We start from the raw sequence: 20,057 nt of genomic DNA, 5'->3' as shown, positions 1-20,057 counted from the left end.
GAAAGAGCATGAATCACACTGAAAATACCCCTAACCAACGTCTGGAAGAGGTGCTGCAGCTGGCAGCCACCGAGCCGGCGCATCGGCCTGAATTTTTTACGCTGCTGATGGAAGCCAGCGTGTGGGTGCCCGGCACCAGCACCGGCGAACAGCTGGATGCCAGCACGCCGGTCGATCTGCAGCACTGGGAAAAAGAGGACGGCACCAGCGTTATTCCCTTTTTTACCTCAGAGTCAGCGATGGCCGAAGCGACCGCAGGCGAGCAGTCTTACGTGATGCTGCCGGTGCGCACGCTGTTCGAAATGACGCTCGGCGAAACGCTGTTTCTTAATCCGAAGCTGCCGGCGGGAAAAGAGTTCTCCGCCCGTGAGATCGCGCATCTGCTCGGCGAAGAGGGCGACGCCCTGAGCGAGCAGACGATCCTGGAAGGCGGCGCGCCGCTGCTGCTGTCGGAAATTGCCGAGCCGCCGGCGCAGGTGATCGATTCGCTGACGCAGCTGTTCAGCAAGCATAAGCAGGTGCGTCGGGCATTCGTCGCCCATATTAAAGAGCAGGCGGACGATCGGCCTAATCTGCTGATCGGCATCGAAGCTGACGACGATATTGATAACATTATCCGCGCTGCCGGTGCGGTGGCGACGGATACGCTGCTGGAAGATGAGCCGGTAGATATTTGCGAGGTGGTCGATGGCGAGCAGGGCATCAGCCACTTCTTCACCGCGCACATCACGCCCTTCTATGAGCGCCGCTGGGGCAGCTTCCTGCGCGAGTTCAAAGGCGGTCAGCGCATTATCTGACGCGCAGGCGCGGCAACGGCAGGCAGGCACGCAGTACTTGAGAGTAAGCAGGGGCGGCAGCACCTGAGAAAACCCGCAACGCGCCGGCGTTAATGCGCAGGGCAGGCAGGGGCGGCAGCACCTGAAGAATAAGGGACGGCGAGGCCGTCCCTTTTTACCTGTGGCGACAGGGGGATAGCAGGCACTGTGCCTAAGTGCCCGATGGCCGATGTCTCAGACGTTTTTCGCCAGTGGCAGATCGTCGCGGCTGCCCCATTCGCTCCAGGAGCCGTCGTAGAGTTTTACCCCTTTGATACCAAGCGCTGTCAGCGCCAGAATAGCGACCACCGCCGTCACGCCGGAGCCGCAGCTGGCGACCACCGGTCGGGTTAAATCGACGCCGTGGCGCTGAAAAATGTCGCGCAGCTCCGCTTCCGGCTTCAGTTGCCCGTCAACCACCAGCTCGCCCCACGGCACGTTCAGGCTGCCGGGAATGTGGCCGCGGCGCAGGCCTGGACGCGGCTCGTCAACTTCGCCGTTAAAGCGGTTGGCCGGACGCGCATCGATCAGCTGCGCTGTGCCTTCATGGCTGATCAGCAGCACGTCGGTCACGCTTTTCACCAGGCTTGCGTCGTAGCGCGCCTCAAACTCTGCCTCCGGCAGCGCCACGTCGCCGGTTTGCAGCGCATAGCCCGCCTGTTTCCAGCCCGCCAGCCCGCCGGCCAGTAGCGAAACGCGCTCAACGCCGAACGCGCGCAGCATCCACCAGGCGCGCGGCGCGGAAAAGAGATTGCCCTCGTCATACACCACCAGATGCTTACTGCTGTCGACGCCCAGCTCGCGCATCGCCACGGCGAAGGATTCGGCGCGCGGCATCATATGCGGATAGGGGCTATGGCGATCGGAAAGCTGCTCGATATCGAAAAAGGGCGCGTTAGGCAGATGCCCGGCGCGGTATTCGGCGCGCATATCGCGCAGATGCTCCTGGCCGGCCGGCGCCATGCGCGCGTCAATAATTTGCAAGTCGGCATCGTTCTGATGTTCGGCTAACCACTGTGCGGTTACAAAGAGAGCGGATGTCATAACAACCTCAATATCCATTGATGTGCAATGAGTGTCGACGATCTCGCGGCCTATCTCAAGACCCAATCCGTAAGGCTGCGAGCCGGATTATAGATTCGGAAAACAGGCCGCATAAAGCGCCGCAGGCAGGCGCATTTTTACAGCGGGTTTGCGGCACCGGCCGCAATTAAAAGCCGCCGCGGCGATAAGCGCTTGTCATCCTTGCCTCCCGGCGCGATAACGTCAGCCGGTGAAATATGACGCGGGCTGTTAAATTTTTTTTACTTTCAGGTGATAATGGCGCCCTGTTTTACAGGGCACTTTCGCCATGGAGAAAATATGTCAGGGTTAAGGTATAGAGCAGGCGCAGCGCTGCTGCTGTCGCTGCTGCTGAGCGGCTGTGATGATGATAATAAAGCCACGCCGTCCACCGCCGCGGCCAGCAAGTCGGCGCCGGCGCAGGCCGCGCCGGCGATAAGCGCCGAACAGCGCGCCGCGCAGCTGGCGCGGGAACAGGGCAAGCCGCTGCAGGTTATCGATATCTCTGAAGTGCAGCTCGACGGCGCCGGCACGCTGGTGGTCACCTTTTCCGTCTCGCTGGACGATCAGCAGAACGTTAGCCAATATGCTCACCTGACCGACAGCAAAAGCGGTGCGGTTGAAGGCGGCTGGGAGCTTTCGCCCAACCGCAAAGAGCTGCGCTTCCGCCATCTGGAGCCGGCACGCCAGCTTAAAGTGCGCATCGATAGTGGGCTGAAGGCGGCAAACGGCGCTACGCTGGCGCAAACGGCGGAGCAGACCCTGACCACCCGCGACATTCAGCCGATGGTCGGCTTCGCCAGTCGTGGCTCGCTGCTGCCGACGCGCATCGCCAAAGGGCTGCCGGTGATGGCGCTTAACGTCAGCCAGGTGGACGTCGACTTTTTCCGTATCAAAACCGCCTCGCTCCCTTCCTTTATCGCCGACTGGCAGTATGGCAACAGCCTGCAGACCTGGCAGTCTGAGTCGCTGCTGCAGAAGGCGGATCTGGTTTATACCGGCCGCTTTGATCTTAACCCGGCACGTAACACACGTGAACAGCTGCAGCTGCCGCTCGGCGATATTAAGCCGCTGGCGCAGCCCGGCGTCTATCTGGCGGTGATGAAGCAGGCGGGCAGCTACAGCTACAGCAATGCGGCTACCCTGTTTACGCTCAGCGACATCGGCCTTTCGCTGCACCAGTTCCCGCAGCAGGTCGATCTCTTCAGCCAGCGGCTGGAAGATGGCGCGCCGCTGGAGGGCGTCACGCTGACCATGCTGGATGAAAAAGGACAGACCCTGAAGCAGGCCACGACCGACGACCAGGGGCACGTTACGCTGCCCTGGCAGGCGAAGGCGAAGCTGATCCTGGCGACGAAAAACGATCAAACTTCGCTACTCGATCTTAGCCGTCCGGCGCTTGATCTGGCGGAATTCGCCGTCGCCGGCCCTGAAGGTTACGACAAACAGCTGTTTATCTTCGGCCCGCGCGATCTCTATCGTCCCGGCGAGACGCTGATCGCCAATGCGCTGATGCGCGACGCCGACGGCAAACCGCTGCCGCCGCAGCCGGTCAAACTGGAGATCGTCAAACCGGACGGCGATGTGGCGCGCACACAGGTCTGGCAGCCGGAACATGGCCTGTGGCAGCTGCGTTATTCGCTGCCACAGAGCGCGCCGACCGGCCGCTGGATGCTGCGCGTCGACGCGGGCGATGGCCGTCCGCGGCAGTGGCCGTTCAGCGTGGAAGATTTTATGCCGGAGCGGATGGCGCTCAGCCTGTCGGCCAGCGCCGATCCGGTCGCGCCGGATAGCGACATTACTTTCCGTGTTAATGGGCGCTACCTCTACGGCGCGCCTGCGGCGGGCAATCGTCTGCAGGGGCAGCTGTTCTTGCGTCCCGATCGTGAGGCGGTGAAATCACTGCCGGGCTATCAGTTCGGCGATATCGTCGAAGAGGGGCTTAAGCGTAATCTGGATGAGATCGATCTGACGCTGGATCCGCAGGGAGAAACCGCCGTCGCCGCGCCCTCATCCTGGCAGGAAATGCATTCCCCTGCGCAGTTGATTCTGCAGGCGAGCCTGCTGGAGAGCGGTGGCCGTCCGGTGACGCGTCGCGTCAGCCAGGCGATCTGGCCTGCTGACGTCCTGCCGGGCATTCGTCCGCTGTTCAGCAGCAAAGAGGTCTATGACTACCGTAACGATACCTCCACCGCGCAGCCGGTGGTGGATGAAAACGGCAGCGCGGAATTCAGCATCGTGCTGGCTAACGCGCGCGGAGAAAAAGTCGCCGGCAAGCAGGTCGAGGTACGGCTGATTCGCGAGCGCCGCGACTACTACTGGAGCTTTGCCGAAGGCGAGGGCTGGCAGTCGCGTTACGATCAAAAAGATCTGGTCGAAGAGACGCGCCGGCTGACGCTCTCGGACCAGGGAGAAGTGAAGGTCGCTTTCCCGGTGGAGTGGGGTCCCTATCGCATCGAAGTGGCAGCGCCTGATGAAACCGCCCGCAGCAGCGTGCGCTTCTGGGCGGGCTACAGCTGGCAGGATAATACCGACGGCACCGGCGCCGTACGGCCCGATCAGGTCAAGCTGAAGCTGGACAAAGCTAACTATCAGCCGGGCGTAAGGGCGCAGGTACATATAGAAGCGCCTGCCGCCGGCAAAGGCTATCTGATGGTGGAGTCGAGCAACGGCCCGCTCTGGTGGCAAACGGTCGATGTGCCTGCCGGAGGCGTGGATGTTGAGGTGCCGATTGATAAAGCGTGGCGTCGTCACGATCTTTACTTCAGTGCGCTGGTGATCCGCCCCGGCGACAAAGCGCAGGGGACCACGCCGAAACGGGCGGTGGGCATCCTGCATCTGCCGATGCAGGACGAGGCGCGCCGCCTGAACCTGACGCTGACGGCGCCGCAAAAAATTCGTCCAAATCAGAACCTGACGGTTAAAGTCAAAGCCGCCGCAGGCGAGACGTTGCCGAAACAGGTGCAGGTGCTGCTCTCGGTGGTGGACAGCGGCGTGCTGAATATCACCGACTATAAAACGCCCGATCCCTATGCTGCCTTTTTCGGCCGCAAGCGTTATAACGCCGATCAATATGATGTCTACGGGCAGCTGATCGAAGGGCAGGGCAGGCTGGCCGCCTTACGCTTCGGCGGCGACGGCGATGAAGGCGATCCGCTGGCGCGCGGCGGCAAGCCGCCGGTTAACCATGTCAATATTTTGGCCACTCAGCTGCAGCCGGTTACGCTCGATGCTAACGGCGAGGGCACCATTACGCTGCCGATCCCGGAATTCAACGGCGAGATGCGCCTGATGGCTCAGGCCTGGAGCGACGATCGTTTCGGCCAGAGTGAAAGCAACGTCGTGGTTGCCGCGCCGCTGATTACACAGCTGGCGATGCCGCGTTTCCTTGCCGGCGGCGACAGTAGCCGCCTGGCGCTGGATGTCACTAACCTGACCGACTATCCGCAAACGCTGATGGTGAATCTGCAGGCCAGCGGGTTGGTGCAACTGGCGGATAGCGCGTCGCGCCAGCTCAGGCTGCGCCCGGGCCAGCGCACAACGCTGTTTATTCCGGTCAGCGCCGCAATGGGCTATGGCGAAGGCGCCATAGACGCCGTGATTAGCGGGCTGGAAGTGCCGGGCGAAACCTTGCCGCTGAGTAAAGGGCACTGGACGATTGGCGTGCGGCCCGCCTGGCCGGCGGAAACCCGCAGCTTCAATAGCGTGGTTCATGCCGATATGCCGTGGCAGCTGCCGGCTGACGCCTTAAGCGGCCTGGCACCGGAGACAGTGCAGGGGCAACTGGCGCTTAGCGGCCGTCCGCCGTTGAATATTGCGCGCTACATCAGCGAACTCTATGCCTACCCCTACGGCTGCCTTGAGCAGACCATCAGCGGTCTGTGGCCGTCGCTCTATACCAACCATGCCGAACTGGCGGCGCTGGGCATTAAGAGCGGCAGCGACGCGGAACGTCGCGCGGCGATCGATACCGGCATTGACCGCATCGGCCAGATGCAGCGCTATAACGGCGGATTCGGTCTCTGGAGCAAGGAGAGCGCCGAAGAGTTCTGGCTGACCGCCTATGCGATGGATTTCCTGACCCGCGCGGTTGAGCAGGGCTATAGCGTTGATAAAACGATGCTGGCGAAAGGCAATGAACGCCTGCTGCGCTATCTGCAGGATGGTACTCAGGTTGAGGTCTATTACAGCAACGACGCCGCCGCGACCCGTTTCAACGCGCAGGCCTATGCCGCGCTGGTGCTGGCCCGCCAGCAGAAAGCGCCGTTGGGCGCGCTGCGCGCGCTCTATGAGCAGCGGGCGCAGGCGAAATCAGGGCTGGCGCTGGTGCAGCTGGGCGTGGCGATGAAGCTGATGGGCGATGCGCCGCGCGCCAACGCGCTGCTGAATCAGGGTGTGAACAGCACGCGTCCAGCGCGCCTCTACTGGCTGGAAGATTACGGCAGCCCACTGCGCGACAGCGCGCAGATCCTGACGCTGCTGCGTGAGTATCAGCTGCTGCCGAAGGCGCAGGATCAGCTCATCATCACCCTGGCACAGCAGCTGAACGCGAAGCAGTGGCTGTCAACGCAGGAGAATAACGCACTGTTCCTCGCCGGACGCGCGCTGGAGCAGGACGAAGGGGCAACGTGGCAGGCCAGCCTTAACGGGCAGGCGCTGTCGCCGGGCAACAACCCGACCCGCATTCTGCCGCTCAGCGCAACGCAGCTGGCTGCCGGAGTGGCGGTCGCCAGCCAAAGCGAATCGCCGCTCTACGGTCGGCTGGATGTCGTTGGCTATGCGCAAACGCCGCCGGGCGTCGTCAGCCAGAACCTTGCCGTGCGTCGCGAATATCTCGATCTCAACGGTAAGCCGCTGTCGCTGGCCTCACTGGAGAGCGGGCAGCTGCTGCTGGTGCATCTGACCGTCTCGGCGAACGATCGCGTGCCGGATGCGCTGGTCACTGACCTGCTGCCCGCCGGGCTGGAACTGGAAAACCAGAACCTTGCCAGTAGCAGCGCCAGCCTCGGCGAAAGCGCCGCCAACGTGCAGGAGTTGATGAGTGATATGCAGCAAGCCAGCATTAAGCATCTGGAGTTCCGGGACGATCGCTTCGTCGCTGCTATTGATGTTGACGGCTACCGGCCGGTAGAGCTGCTCTATCTGGCGCGCGCGGTTACGCCGGGCAGCTACCAGGTTCCGGCGCCGCAGGTGGAATCGATGTATGTGCCGCAGTGGCGTGCGACCGGCGCAACGCCGGCACGCCTGACGGTCCGCTAAAAGGGCGCCCGGCTAACATGCCGGGCGCTGTTTTTTATGAAAGCGGTTCTACGCACCCTAAAAATCATTCTGCTCAGCCTGTGCCTGCTGGCGGCCCTGCTGTGGCTGGCGGATCGTCTTTTTCCTCTGCCGCTGCGGCAGGTAGCGCCCGCGCGCGTGGTCGTGGCAGAAGATGGCACGCCACTGTGGCGCTTCGCCGATAAAAACGGCATCTGGCGTTATCCGGTCACGCCGGAAGAGGTTTCTCCCTGGTATCTGCAGGCGCTGCTGACCTATGAAGATCGCTGGTTCTGGCATCACCCGGGCATCAACCCGCTGGCGATCCTGCGCGCCGCCTGGCAGGATCTGCGCGGCGGTGGGATTGTCTCTGGCGGCAGCACCATCACCATGCAGGTGGCGCGCCTGATCGATCCGCAGCCGCGTACATTGAGCGGCAAGCTGCATCAGGCCTGGCGGGCGTTGCAGCTGGAATGGCATCTCTCAAAACGTGAGATTCTGACTCTCTATCTGAATCGCGCGCCTTTTGGCGGCACGCTGGAGGGGATTGGCGCGGCCAGCTGGAGCTGGCTGGGCAAGCCGCCCTCAACGCTGACGCGCGGCGAAGCGGCGCTGCTGGCGGTACTGCCGCAGGCTCCGAGCCGCCTGCGGCCGGACCGCTGGCCTGAACGCGCGCGCGCCGCGCGCGACAAGGTGCTGCTGCGGCTGGCGACCTATAACGTCTGGCCGCGATCTGCCGTTGAAGAAATTATGCAGGAGCCGGTATGGCTGGCGCCGCGTCAGATGCCGCAGTTGGCACCGCTGTTGGCGCGCCGCGCGCTGTCGCTCTCCGGGCAGGCCAAAATCACCACCACCATCAACGCTTCGCTGCAGCGTCAGATCGAGGCGCTGGCGCAGGGCTGGAAAGGATCCTTGCCGCCGCGCACCTCTATGGCGGTGCTGGTGGTCGATCATACAACGATGCAAGTGCGCGCCTGGATGGGATCGGTCGATCTGGACGATGACAGCCGCTTTGGTCATGTTGATATGGTCAGCAGCGTGCGATCCCCCGGATCGGTACTGAAACCCTTTCTCTACGGGCTGGCGCTGGATGACGGCCTGATCGCCGGCGAATCGCTGCTGCAGGATGTGCCGCGCCGTTTTGGCGATTATCGCCCCGGCAACTTCGACAGCGGTTTCCATGGTCCGGTCAGCGCCAGCGAGGCGCTGGTGCGCTCGCTGAATCTGCCGGCGGTGCAGCTGCTGGAGGCGTATGGCCCGAAACGGATGACCGCGGCGCTACGCAATATCGGTTTAACCCTGCGCTTTCCCGCCGGGGCGGAGCCTAATCTGTCGCTGATCCTTGGCGGCACCGGCGCACGTATGGATGAGATTGTGGCGGCTTACAGCGCCTTCGCCCGCCACGGGCAGGCGGCGCGTCTGCGCCTGCTGGCGCAGGATCCGCTGGTCGAGCGGCCGCTGCTGTCGCCCGGTGCCGCCTGGATAGTGCGCCGCATTCTGGCCGGCGAGGCGCTGCCGCAGCCTGACGATGCGCTGCCCGCGGTCGCGCCGCTGGCCTGGAAAACCGGGACCAGCTATGGCTACCGCGACGCCTGGGCTATCGGCATCAACGCGCGCTATTTGATCGGCGTATGGGTCGGACGTCCCGACGGCACGCCGGTCGCCGGCCAATATGGCGTGGCAAGCGCCGTCCCGGTGCTTAACCAACTGCACCATCTGCTGATGGCGTCGCCGCAGCTGCGCGGGCGCATTCTGCCTGCCGATCCACGGCCGGCGAGCGTCAGCGCGCAAACCCTGTGCTGGCCCGGCGGGCAGCCGCTGCCTGCAGGCGACGACAGCTGCCGCCAGCGGCGTCAGAGCTGGGTGCTAAATGATACCGCGCCGCCCACGCTGCTTGCCGACGGGCAGGAGGGGCCGTTCGGTCTGCGACAAAGCCTGTGGCTCAATGCGCAAGGAGAGCGGGTGGCGGCGGACTGCAGCGGCGCCCGATCGCAGCGGATGCTTCTGTGGCCGGTGCCGCTGGAACCATGGCTGCAACCCGGCGAGCGGCGCGCGCAGCGGCTGCCCCCGGTATCGGCCAGTTGTCCGCCGGCAACGGATAGCAGCGCGCTGCCATTGCTGCTGACCGGCGTGCGCGACGGCCAAATTCTGCACCGCTTGCCGGGAAAATCTGAATTATCGCTTAGCGTCGCGGTGCAGGGCGGGGAAGGGGAAGGGCGGTGGTGGTTTCTCAACGGCGAGGTGCTGAGCGCCGCCGACGGCAGCCTTTCGCAGCGGCTGGTGTTTACGCGCCCCGGCCGCTATCAGCTCAGCGTGCTGGATGGCGCCGGTCAGGTGGCGGCGGCCTCTTTTACCGTGGAGTAAACCAGGGTAGGGTTGGAATGCGCATTAATGAAGCAGCTACGCGAGAAGGATCATACTTTTTCAACAAATAGCTGAATCTTAGATAGGCAAGCCGGCTCTGCGCCCCTATAATCGGCGCCGTTTTCACAGGCCGGTATCATTAAATTCACAACCGGCTTAACCTGGAAGTTAAGACAGAGGTCAACATGACAGTAGAACGTACCTTTTCCATCGTAAAACCGAACGCGGTGGCAAAAAACGTAATTGGCGCCATTTATAACCGTTTCGAAGCTGCTGGCTTCAAAATCGTTGCTGCAAAAATGCTGCACCTGACCAAAGAGCAGGCTGAAGGCTTCTATGCTGAGCATAAAGGCAAACCTTTCTTCGACGGTCTGGTTGAATTCATGACCTCCGGTCCGATCGTTGTTTCCGTACTGGAAGGCGAAAACGCCGTTCAGCGTCACCGCGATCTGATGGGCGCGACCAACCCGGCTAACGCGCTGGCTGGCACGCTGCGTGCTGACTACGCCGACAGCTTCACCGAGAACGCCACTCACGGTTCCGACTCCCAGGAGTCTGCCGCGCGTGAAATCGCGTTTTTCTTCGGCGAAAACGAAATCTGCCCGCGTACCCGTTAATCACGGGTTCGCCTGACCGCACAATGACAGTTACAAATTAATTGTCACCTTAGCCGGTCACGCAATAGCATCGCGCTACAGTTATTTGTACAATAATGCGCCCTCATGAGTTTACTCAGCGAGGGCGCTTCTTTTTCTATCCCTAACCAGGGCCATAACGTGTAATAACGAGGCCAGAGAACATTATGTCCGAACACATTGTGACGCCGTCGTCCGCATCTCCCGCTGTTGTCTCCCCGAAAAGTGAAAAAATCAATCTGCTCGATCTGAACCGTCAGCAGATGCGCGAGTTCTTTATTTCACTGGGTGAAAAGCCTTTCCGCGCCGATCAGGTAATGAAATGGATCTATCACTACTGCAGTGATGATTTCGATGATATGACCGACATTAACAAGGTGCTGCGCAATAAACTCAAGCAGTTAACCGAAATCCGCGCGCCGGAAGTGGCGGAAGAGAAACGCTCCGCAGATGGCACCATTAAATGGGCGATCCGCGTCGGCGATCAGCTGGTTGAAACGGTATATATCCCTGAAGACGATCGCGCCACGCTGTGCGTTTCTTCACAGGTCGGCTGTGCCCTTGAGTGTAAATTCTGCTCTACCGCGCAGCAGGGCTTTAACCGCAACCTGCGCGTGTCCGAAATTATCGGCCAGGTGTGGCGCGCGGCGAAAATCATCGGCGCCGCCAAGGTGACCGGTCAACGTCCTATCACCAACGTGGTGATGATGGGCATGGGCGAACCGCTGCTCAACCTGAATAACGTCGTACCGGCGATGGAAATCATGCTGGACGACTTCGGCTTCGGCCTCTCCAAACGTCGCGTAACCCTGTCGACCTCAGGCGTGGTGCCGGCGCTGGACAAGCTGGGCGATATGATCGACGTCGCGCTGGCGATCTCTCTGCATGCGCCGAACGACACCATCCGCGACGAAATTGTACCGATCAATAAAAAGTACAATATCGCCACGTTCCTGGATTCGGTGCGCCGCTACCTGGAAAAATCCAATGCCAATCAGGGCCGCGTGACGATTGAATATGTGATGCTGGATCATATCAACGACAGCACCGACGATGCGCATCAGCTGGCTGAACTGCTGAAAGATACGCCGTGCAAAATCAACCTGATTCCGTGGAACCCCTTCCCGGGCGCCCCTTACGGCCGCAGCTCCAACAGTCGCGTCGATCGCTTCTCTAAAGTGCTGATGAGCTATGGCTTTACCACCATCGTGCGTAAAACGCGCGGCGATGATATCGACGCCGCCTGCGGTCAGCTGGCCGGCGACGTGATTGACCGCACCAAGCGTACGTTGCGCAAAAAAATGGCCGGTGAACAAATATCTGTGAAAGCGCTCTGAAACCGGGCAAGAAAACCTTTTTTCGGGCGTAACAGGCTGCCTGCCTTGCTGAGTTTGGCGTAACATACCAGACTCATGACATACGGAGGCAGCATGCGTAAAGGATTACGATGCCTGATGCTGGCGGTCGCGCTGGTGCTGGCGGGCTGTAACGGCTCGCGTCAGGCGGAAGGGAGCGGGCAGATCCGCCTGCAGTTAGGGCTTATCTATCTCTCCCAGGGCGACAGGCTGGCGGCGCGGCGTAATCTGCAGCGCGCGCTGCAGGATGCGCCTGGCGATTATCGCGTTCTGCTGGCAATGGCGCGTCTGCATGAGCAGGAAGGCGACAGCGCAACGGCGCGGCACTATTATCAGGCGGCGCTGAAATCCGCGCCCCAAAATAGTTATGCGCTTAACAATTACGGTGCGTTTCTTTGCGGATTAGGGCAGTATGATGCGGCGCATCAACAATTTACTCGCGCTGCGGCATCGAAAGCTTTCGCCGCAAGCGCTGATAGCCAGGAACGCGCCGGCTACTGTTATCTGCGGCAGGGCGAATATGCCTCCGCGCGGCGGGCGCTGTTGAGCGCGCTACAGGCTGACCGGCAAAAAGCGGACGCGCTACTGGCCGAAGCTGAAAGACATCTTGAACAGCAGGAGCCTGAACCAACGCGGCTTTTGTTAGAGGTATATCATCACAGCGTTCCTGCGACAGCAGAGAGCCTGTGGTTGGAGATTCGTTTCGCTGCGCTGGAACAGCGGACCGTAGATCACGCAGATTACGGTCGGCAACTGGCGCAAAATTTTCCACAATCGATACAGTACCAGCATTTTCTAGCTAATGAATACTGAAGCCACTCAAGATACAACAGCAGCAAATTCCACAGGCGCCCGCCTGCGTGCCGCCCGTGAGCAGATGGGGCTGACGCAGCAAAATGTCGCTGAGCGCTTGTGCCTGAAACTTTCAACCGTGCGAGACATAGAAGAGGACAAATCACCGGCCGATTTGGCTTCAACCTTTTTACGCGGCTATATCCGCTCTTACGCCCGCCTGGTGCATGTGCCGGAAGAGGAACTGCTGCCGATGATGGCGAAGCAGGCGCCGGTACGCGCGGCAAAAGTCGAGCCGATGCAGAGCTTCTCGCTGGGCAAGCGTCGTAAAAAACGCGACGGCTGGCTGATGATTTTCACCTGGCTGGTGGTGTTCGTCGTGGTCGGCCTGACCGGCGCCTGGTGGTGGCAAAACCATAAGGCGGCGCAGGACGATCTGGTGTCGCTCTCCGATCAGAGCGGTTCCGGCGAAGAGAGCAGCCAGTCGATACCGTTAACCGATAACGGCAGCGACGACAGCAGCGCCCAGGCCCAGCCGGCGCCCGCTGACGGTACCAGCGTACCCTTAACCAACGACAGCGCCAATAACACCAGCAGCGTGGCAGCCAACACCGCCGCGCCCGGCGCCAGCGCCCCGGCGCCGAATAACGCGGCCCCGGCGACAGCGCCGATGGCCGCCGCCGGCAACGTTGACGGCAACGCGGTCGTTTCCCCAAGCCAGGCACCGGTAAATGCCGCGCCGCCGGCCAGCGGAAATAACGCCGCGCCGCTGCCGACCGGCAGCGCCAGCGTCAGCGGCCCTTCTGCCGACGCTAACGCCGTGGTCCTCGATTTTAATGCTGACTGCTGGCTGGAAGTCACCGATGCGGCAGGAAAAAAACTGTTCAGCGGAATGCAGCGCAGTGGTGGTAAACTCAGCCTTTCCGGTACGGCGCCTTACCGCCTGAAAATCGGCGCACCGGCGGCTGTGCAGGTTCATTATCAGGGACAGCCTGTTGATTTAAGTCGTTTTATTCGTACCAACCAGGTTGCTCGCCTGACGCTTGGGGCTCAGTAATCCCTTTGCGCTGCTTCGCGGCAATTATGGAGAAACAACATGCATAACGAAGCACCCATTATCCGTCGCAAATCAACGCGTATTTACGTCGGCAAGGTGCCAGTGGGTGACGGCGCGCCTATCGCCGTGCAATCCATGACCAATACACGCACCACGGATGTGGAAGCGACCGTTAGACAGATCAAAGCGCTGGAGCGCGTGGGCGTGGATATCGTTCGCGTCTCGGTGCCCACCATGGACGCCGCTGAAGCGTTCAGGTTGATCAAACAGCAGGTGAATGTGCCGCTGGTGGCTGATATTCACTTCGACTACCGCATTGCGCTGAAAGTGGCGGAGTATGGTGTCGACTGCCTGCGAATTAACCCCGGCAACATCGGCAACAACGAGCGTATCCGCCAGGTGGTGGAGTGCGCGCGCGACAGGAATATCCCTATCCGCATCGGCGTTAACGCCGGATCGCTGGAAAAAGATCTGCAGGAAAAGTATGGCGAGCCGACGCCGCAGGCGCTGCTGGAATCCGCTATGCGTCATGTCGATCATCTCGATCGCCTCAACTTCGACCAGTTCAAGGTCAGCGTAAAAGCCTCTGATGTCTTCCTCGCAGTAGAGTCCTATCGTCTGTTGGCGAAACAGATCGATCAGCCGCTGCATCTGGGGATCACAGAGGCGGGCGGCGCGCGTGCCGGTGCAGTAAAATCGGCGATCGGTCTCGGCCTGCTGCTTTCCGAAGGCATTGGCGACACGCTGCGTATTTCACTGGCGGCCGATCCGGTGGAGGAGGTAAAAGTCGGTTTCGATATCCTCAAGTCACTGCGTATCCGTACCCGCGGCATTAACTTTATCGCCTGCCCGACCTGCTCGCGTCAGGAGTTCGACGTGATCGGCACGGTAAACGCGCTGGAGCAGCGGCTGGAAGATATCATCACCCCGATGGACGTATCGATTATCGGTTGCGTGGTGAATGGGCCGGGCGAAGCGCTGGTCTCAACGCTTGGCGTTACCGGCAGCAATAAAAAGAGCGGCTTTTACGAAGATGGCGTGCGCCAGCGCGACCGTCTCGACAATGACGATATGATCGATCAGCTGGAAGCGCGCATTCGGGCGAAAGCGGCGATGCTGGATGAAACCCGGCGTATCGACGTGCAGCAAGTCGAAAATTAAACGGCGACGTCGCTTCGGCGGCGCGCTGACTGAACCTGAACGGCCCGCGCCGTGCAGGTTTTTTTCTGTTCAGGTTCCGGCACTGTCGCCGGAACGGCCAGACGGCGCGTCTGGTGTAATTTGAATAAAGAGAGAAATGACGTGGCGAAGAACATCCAGGCCATCCGCGGCATGAACGACTATTTGCCGGCCGACACCGTTGTCTGGCAGCGTATCGAAGGGATCCTGAAACAGGTGCTGTCCAGCTATGGCTACAGCGAGATCCGCCTGCCGGTCGTCGAGCATACGCCGCTGTTTAAGCGCGCGATCGGCGAAGTGACCGACGTGGTGGAAAAGGAGATGTATACCTTTGACGATCGCAACGGCGAAAGCCTGACGCTGCGCCCGGAAGGCACCGCGGGCTGCGTGCGCGCGGGCATCGAACATGGCCTGCTCTATAACCAGGAGCAGCGCCTGTGGTATATGGGCCCAATGTTCCGCTATGAGCGTCCGCAGAAAGGGCGCTACCGTCAGTTCCATCAGATCGGCGCGGAAGTGTTTGGCCTGCAGGGGCCGGATATCGACGCCGAGCTGATTATGATGACCGCGCGCTGGTGGAAAGCGCTCGGCATCGCCGATCATGTCAAGCTGGAGCTGAACTCCATCGGTTCGCTGGAGGCGCGCGCCAGCTATCGCGATGCGCTGGTGGCGTTCCTTGAGCAGCATAAAGAGACGCTGGACGAAGACTGCAAGCGCCGCATGTACAGCAATCCGCTGCGCGTGCTGGACAGCAAAAACCCGGATGTGCAGGCGCTGCTCAACGACGCGCCGACGCTGGGCGATTATCTGGATGACGAATCGCGCGCCCATTTCGATGGGCTGTGCGCGCTGCTGGATAGCGTCGGCATCGCCTATACCATTAACCAGCGACTGGTGCGCGGTCTCGATTACTATAACCGTACCGTGTTCGAATGGGTGACCACCAGCCTGGGCGCGCAGGGCACGGTTTGCGCCGGTGGCCGCTATGATGGGCTGGTCGAACAGCTGGGCGGCCGCGCGACGCCGGGCGTCGGTTTCGCAATGGGTATGGAGCGTCTGGTACTGCTGGTGCAGGCGGTCAACCCCGATTTTGAACCGTCGCGCATTGTTGATGTCTATGTTATCGCTTCAGGCCAGGGCGTACAGTCCGCCGCGATGCAGCTGGCGGAGCGAGTGCGTGACGCCGCACCGTCGCTGAAGCTGATGACCAACTTCGGCGGCGGCAACTTTAAGAAGCAGTTCGCGCGCGCCGATAAGTGGGGCGCTCGCGTAGCGCTGGTGCTGGGCGAAGATGAAATGAACGCCGGGCAGGTGGTGGTAAAAGACCTGCGCAACGGCGAACAACAAACGCTGGCGCAGGATGAAGTGGCTGCGGCGTTAGTGACCCTGCTGTCGTAAGACCGTCGGGCAGGAACAGTAAAGGAGAAGGATTGCGTGGAAGTTTACAGCAACGAAAACGAACAGGTGGATGCGATCCGTCGTTTTTTTGCCAATAACGGCAAAGCTTTAGCGGTTGGCGTGGTGCTGGGCATCGGCGCGCTGGTCGCCTGGCGTTACTGGGGCACACATCAGGACAGCTCTTCGCGTGAAGTCTCGGCGCATTATCAGCAGCTGACCACCGCGCTGGACGCCAGCAAACCGCAGACGCTGGAAGCCGTGGCGAAATTCGCTAATGAAAACAGCAATACCTACGGCGCGCTCGCCTCGCTCGATCTGGCGAAGCAGTATGTCGATAAAAACGAGCTGGCGAAAGCGGCCGGACAGCTGCAGAACGGCATCAAAAATACGCGTGACGCCAACCTGCAGGCGGTGATGAATCTGCGCCTGGCGCGGATCCAGCTGCAGCAGAAGCAGGTAGACGACGCGCTGAAAACGCTGGATAGCGTGAAAGGCGACGGCTGGACGGCCATCGTTGCGGATATTCGCGGTGAAGCGCTGCTGAGCAAGGGCGATAAGCAGGGCGCCCGTGATGCCTGGAGCAAGGGGATCGCTTCCGAGGCGTCACCGGCGCTGAAAGAAATGATGCAGATGAAAATGAATAACTTAGGTTAAGCCATCCAAGAGAGAGCGCATGGAATTACGTAAATACCTGCTGCCGGGGCTGATTTCAGTCACTTTGCTCAGCGGTTGCTCGCTGTTCAGCGGCGAAGAAGATGTCGTCAAAATGGCCCCGTTGCCGAAAGTGGAAAACCAGTTTGAACCGCAGGAAGTGTGGAGTACCTCCGTCGGCGACGGCATTGGCGACTTCTACTCCAATCTGCATCCCGCCTGGCAGGACAGCACCGTCTACGCGGCCGATCGTTTCGGCATCGTGAAGGCGCTGGACGCCAGCGACGGCAAAGAGAAGTGGAAAGTTAACCTCTCCACCGATAACGGATTCTTCTCGAAAAATACCCCGGCCCTGCTTTCCGGCGGCATCACCGCTGCGGGCGAGCATATCTATATCGGCAGCGAGCGCGCGCAGGTGTATGCGCTGAACAGCGCCGACGGCTCTGTCGCCTGGCAGACTAAAGTCGCTGGCGAAGCGCTGTCCCGTCCGGTGGTCAGCGACGGCCTAGTGCTGGTTCATACCAGCAACGGCATGTTGCAGGGGCTGGATCAGAACAGCGGCGCGGTGAAATGGACCGTTAACCTCGATATGCCTGCGCTCTCGCTGCGCGGCGAATCGGCGCCCGCCACCGCTTTCGGCGGCGCGATCGTCGGCGGCGATAACGGCCGCGTCAGCGCGGTTATCCTGAATCAGGGCCAGATTATCTGGCAGCAGCGCATCTCTCAGCCGAGCGGCGCCACCGAGATCGACCGCCTGAGCGATGTCGATACGACCCCGGTTATCGTCAACGGCGTCGTCTATGCGCTGGCCTATAACGGTAACCTGACGGCGCTGGATCTGCGTTCCGGTCAGATGCTGTGGAAACGCGAAATCGGTTCGGTGAAAGATTTCATCGTCGACGCGGGCCGTATCTATCTGATCGATCAGGACGATCGCGTCGTGGCGCTTAACGCCGACGGCGGCGTCGCCATCTGGCGCCAGAGCGATCTGCTGCACCGCAACCTGACATCGCCGGTGCTTTACAACGGCTATATCGTTGTCGGCGACAGCGAAGGCTACCTGCACTGGCTCAACACCGATGACGGTCGTTTTGTCGCGCAGCAGAAAGTGGACGGCTCCGGTTTCCAGACCGAACCGGTGGTCGCCAGCGATAAACTGCTGATCCAGGCGAAAAACGGCGAGGTTTACTCCATCGCCCGTTAATCGCCAGCGGATAGCGCAGTGTTAATCAACGGCTCCTGGCTTACAGGGGCCGTTTCGTTTTTCTGACGGCGTGTTATCCTTAGCGCCTTCAGCCTGAACAGGGCGGCAGAGACCGTTTATAATTGCCTGTTCAGGCTTCTGATTTTTCGTTTCGTAATGAGGCATTATTTATGGTACCTGTGGTCGCGCTGGTTGGGCGTCCTAACGTGGGCAAATCCACCCTGTTTAACCGTTTAACGCGCACCCGCGATGCGCTGGTGGCAGATTTCCCAGGTCTGACGCGCGATCGTAAATACGGGCGCGCCGAGGTAGAAGGGCGGGAATTTATCGTCATCGACACCGGCGGTATTGACGGCACCGAAGACGGCGTGGAAACCCGTATGGCTGAACAGTCGCTGCTGGCGATTGAAGAAGCGGACGTCGTGCTGTTTATGGTGGATGCGCGCGCCGGGCTGATGCCTGCCGATCAGGCTATTGCCAGGCATCTGCGCTCGCGTGAAAAAGCGACGTTCCTGGTGGCGAACAAAACCGACGGTCTGGACGCTGATAGCGCCGTCGTCGATTTTTACGCGCTGGGCCTGGGCGAAATCCACGCTATCGCCGCATCGCACGGTCGTGGCGTCACCTCGCTGCTGGAAACGGCGCTGCTGCCGTGGATGGACGTGGCTGCGCCGGCGGAGCCGCTGAGCGAAGAGGAAGAGAACCAGGCTTACTGGGCGGCGCTGGAAGCGAAAGAGCGCGGCGAAGATCCGGACGCGGAAGAGGAGGAGGATGACTTCGACCCGACCGGCCTGCCGGTGAAAATCGCGATCGTTGGCCGTCCTAACGTTGGTAAGTCAACGCTTACTAACCGTATTCTCGGCGAAGATCGCGTGGTGGTGTACGACATGCCGGGCACCACACGCGACAGCATCTATATCCCGATGCAGCGTGATGAGCGTGAATATATCCTGATCGATACCGCCGGCGTGCGTAAGCGCGGCAAGGTAACCGATACGGTAGAGAAATTCTCGGTAATCAAAACGCTGCAGGCGATCGAAGATGCCAACGTCGTGCTGCTGGTTATCGATGCCCGTCAGGGTATCTCCGACCAGGATCTCTCTCTGCTGGGCTTTATCCTGAATAGTGGGCGCTCACTGGTGATTGTGGTCAACAAGTGGGACGGCCTGTCGCAGGAAGTGAAGGACGAAGTTAAAGAGACGCTGGATTACCGTCTGGGCTTTATCGATTTCGCGCGTGTTCACTTCATCTCCGCACTGCACGGCAGCGGCGTCGGCAACCTGTTCGAGTCGATCACCGAAGCGTATGACTGCTCAACGCGCCGGGTCGGTACCTCAATGCTGACGCGTATCATGAACATGGCAGCGGAAGATCATCAGCCGCCGCTGGTGCGCGGACGCCGCGTGAAGCTGAAATATGCGCACGCGGGCGGCTATAACCCGCCGATTGTGGTGATCCACGGCAACCAGGTGAAGGATCTGCCCGATTCTTACAAGCGTTACCTGATGAACTACTTCCGCCGTTCGCTGAACGTGATGGGTACGCCGATCCGTATCCAGTTTAAAGAAGGGGATAACCCCTTCGCTGGCAAACGTAACCTGCTGACGCCAAACCAGCAGCGTAAGCGTAAGCGCCTGCTTTCGCATCTGAAAAAGAACAAGCGCTAATCAATGGGGCTGCGGAAACGCAGCCCTTTTTTATGGGCGACGCCGGCAGATGACCTGGCGCAGGATCTTCCGCGCGCGTCGGTTTATGATGTTGCATTGCGGCCGACGGGCCGTCGCATTGACTCAGGAGGCTATCATGGCGACGTGTGAAAAATGCCAGCATCCGCTGACGCCTGGCGACAACGATCTGTTTTGTGCGCATTGCGGTACGCATTATGCGCGGCAGGCGCAGTGTCCCGATTGTCATCAGCCGTTGCAGGTGCTGAAGGCCTGCGGCGCGGTCGATTATTTTTGTCCGCACGGCCACGGGCTGATTTCCAAAAAGCGGGTCGCGTTTGTGCCGCTGGGCCAGATCTAACCCTTTCGGCTATTCCTCTCTGCATTACTTTCAAACGCGCTTCCTGCGTCTCAGCGGAAGCGCATTGACCGATTTTTCTGTTATTTCTCCGGCTTCTCTCTTAACGGAAGCGCGTTCCCGCTTTACATCGCTTATCCACATCCTCTCTGCGCAGGCACGCGCTTACCGTTATTTTCCGTGGGATATTTCGTTACGCATTTGCAGCAAAAGTGCGAATTTTCGCGCTGTTGTTAATTTTTTGTTTAACTCATAACGTACCGATTG

Annotated in this window: 14 protein-coding genes; 13 read left to right on the top strand and 1 reads right to left on the bottom strand. The window is 60.5% G+C overall.

Annotated features, from left to right (window positions below):
* The first annotated feature begins 8 nt into the window (after nt 1-8).
* Entirely contained in the window at nt 9-797 is a 789-nt protein-coding gene (gene sseB / locus C2E15_RS15925; protein WP_104958237.1) for an enhanced serine sensitivity protein SseB, read from the top strand.
* A gap of 213 nt (nt 798-1,010) precedes the next feature.
* Here sseB and sseA read toward each other — a convergent pair whose 3' ends face one another.
* Complete coding sequence (sseA, locus tag C2E15_RS15920; RefSeq protein ID WP_104959212.1) at nt 1,011-1,859, bottom strand: 3-mercaptopyruvate sulfurtransferase; 849 nt, start codon at nt 1,857-1,859, stop codon at nt 1,011-1,013.
* A gap of 318 nt (nt 1,860-2,177) precedes the next feature.
* Between sseA and C2E15_RS15915 the strand changes: the two genes are divergently transcribed.
* The 12 genes from C2E15_RS15915 (at nt 2,178) to C2E15_RS15860 (ending at nt 19,793) form a co-directional block, all read left to right on the top strand.
* The gene (locus C2E15_RS15915; RefSeq protein WP_245912294.1) at nt 2,178-7,136 is read left to right on the top strand and encodes an alpha-2-macroglobulin family protein; all 4,959 of its coding nucleotides are present in this window, start codon (nt 2,178-2,180) and stop codon (nt 7,134-7,136) included.
* A gap of 36 nt (nt 7,137-7,172) precedes the next feature.
* Nucleotides 7,173-9,497 carry a peptidoglycan glycosyltransferase PbpC gene (pbpC, locus tag C2E15_RS15910; protein WP_104958235.1) on the top strand — a complete coding sequence of 775 codons (2,325 nt, stop codon included), beginning with the start codon at nt 7,173-7,175 and terminating at the stop codon, nt 9,495-9,497.
* A 185-nt stretch (nt 9,498-9,682) separates the two neighbouring features.
* A complete protein-coding gene (gene ndk, locus C2E15_RS15905) occupies nt 9,683-10,114 on the top strand; it encodes a nucleoside-diphosphate kinase (protein ID WP_103060076.1) in 432 nt (143 codons plus the stop codon).
* A gap of 185 nt (nt 10,115-10,299) precedes the next feature.
* The gene (gene rlmN, locus C2E15_RS15900) at nt 10,300-11,469 is read left to right on the top strand and encodes a dual-specificity RNA methyltransferase RlmN (RefSeq protein ID WP_104958234.1); all 1,170 of its coding nucleotides are present in this window, start codon (nt 10,300-10,302) and stop codon (nt 11,467-11,469) included.
* Between the two features lie 93 nt (nt 11,470-11,562).
* Complete coding sequence (gene pilW, locus C2E15_RS15895) at nt 11,563-12,300, top strand: type IV pilus biogenesis/stability protein PilW (protein ID WP_104958233.1); 738 nt, start codon at nt 11,563-11,565, stop codon at nt 12,298-12,300.
* Nucleotides 12,290-13,336: a cytoskeleton protein RodZ gene (gene rodZ, locus C2E15_RS15890; protein ID WP_104958232.1), complete on the top strand. Its 1,047-nt coding sequence runs from the start codon at nt 12,290-12,292 to the stop codon at nt 13,334-13,336. The genes pilW and rodZ overlap by 11 nt, the downstream gene beginning before the upstream one ends.
* A 39-nt stretch (nt 13,337-13,375) precedes the next feature.
* Nucleotides 13,376-14,497 (top strand): flavodoxin-dependent (E)-4-hydroxy-3-methylbut-2-enyl-diphosphate synthase, encoded by a 1,122-nt coding sequence (gene ispG, locus C2E15_RS15885; protein ID WP_104958231.1) that lies wholly within the window; start codon nt 13,376-13,378, stop codon nt 14,495-14,497.
* 141 nt (nt 14,498-14,638) lie between these two features.
* Nucleotides 14,639-15,913: a histidine--tRNA ligase gene (gene hisS / locus C2E15_RS15880; protein ID WP_104958230.1), complete on the top strand. Its 1,275-nt coding sequence runs from the start codon at nt 14,639-14,641 to the stop codon at nt 15,911-15,913.
* A 36-nt stretch (nt 15,914-15,949) separates the two neighbouring features.
* Nucleotides 15,950-16,567, top strand: a complete 618-nt coding sequence (locus tag C2E15_RS15875; protein ID WP_104958229.1) for a YfgM family protein — start codon at nt 15,950-15,952, stop codon at nt 16,565-16,567.
* A gap of 19 nt (nt 16,568-16,586) precedes the next feature.
* A complete protein-coding gene (bamB, locus tag C2E15_RS15870; RefSeq protein ID WP_104958228.1) occupies nt 16,587-17,768 on the top strand; it encodes an outer membrane protein assembly factor BamB in 1,182 nt (393 codons plus the stop codon).
* A gap of 170 nt (nt 17,769-17,938) precedes the next feature.
* Nucleotides 17,939-19,435, top strand: a complete 1,497-nt coding sequence (der, locus tag C2E15_RS15865) for a ribosome biogenesis GTPase Der (protein WP_104958227.1) — start codon at nt 17,939-17,941, stop codon at nt 19,433-19,435.
* Between the two features lie 136 nt (nt 19,436-19,571).
* On the top strand, nt 19,572-19,793 hold the full coding sequence (locus C2E15_RS15860; RefSeq protein ID WP_104958226.1) for a zinc ribbon domain-containing protein: 222 nt from the start codon (nt 19,572-19,574) through the stop codon (nt 19,791-19,793).
* Nucleotides 19,794-20,057 lie beyond the last annotated feature (264 nt).

The sequence above is a fragment of the Mixta gaviniae genome (assembly GCF_002953195.1).
GTDB lineage: Bacteria > Pseudomonadota > Gammaproteobacteria > Enterobacterales > Enterobacteriaceae > Mixta > Mixta gaviniae.
Note: the sequence above shows the minus strand (reverse complement) of the source record. Positions and strands in the feature narration are given on the sequence as shown.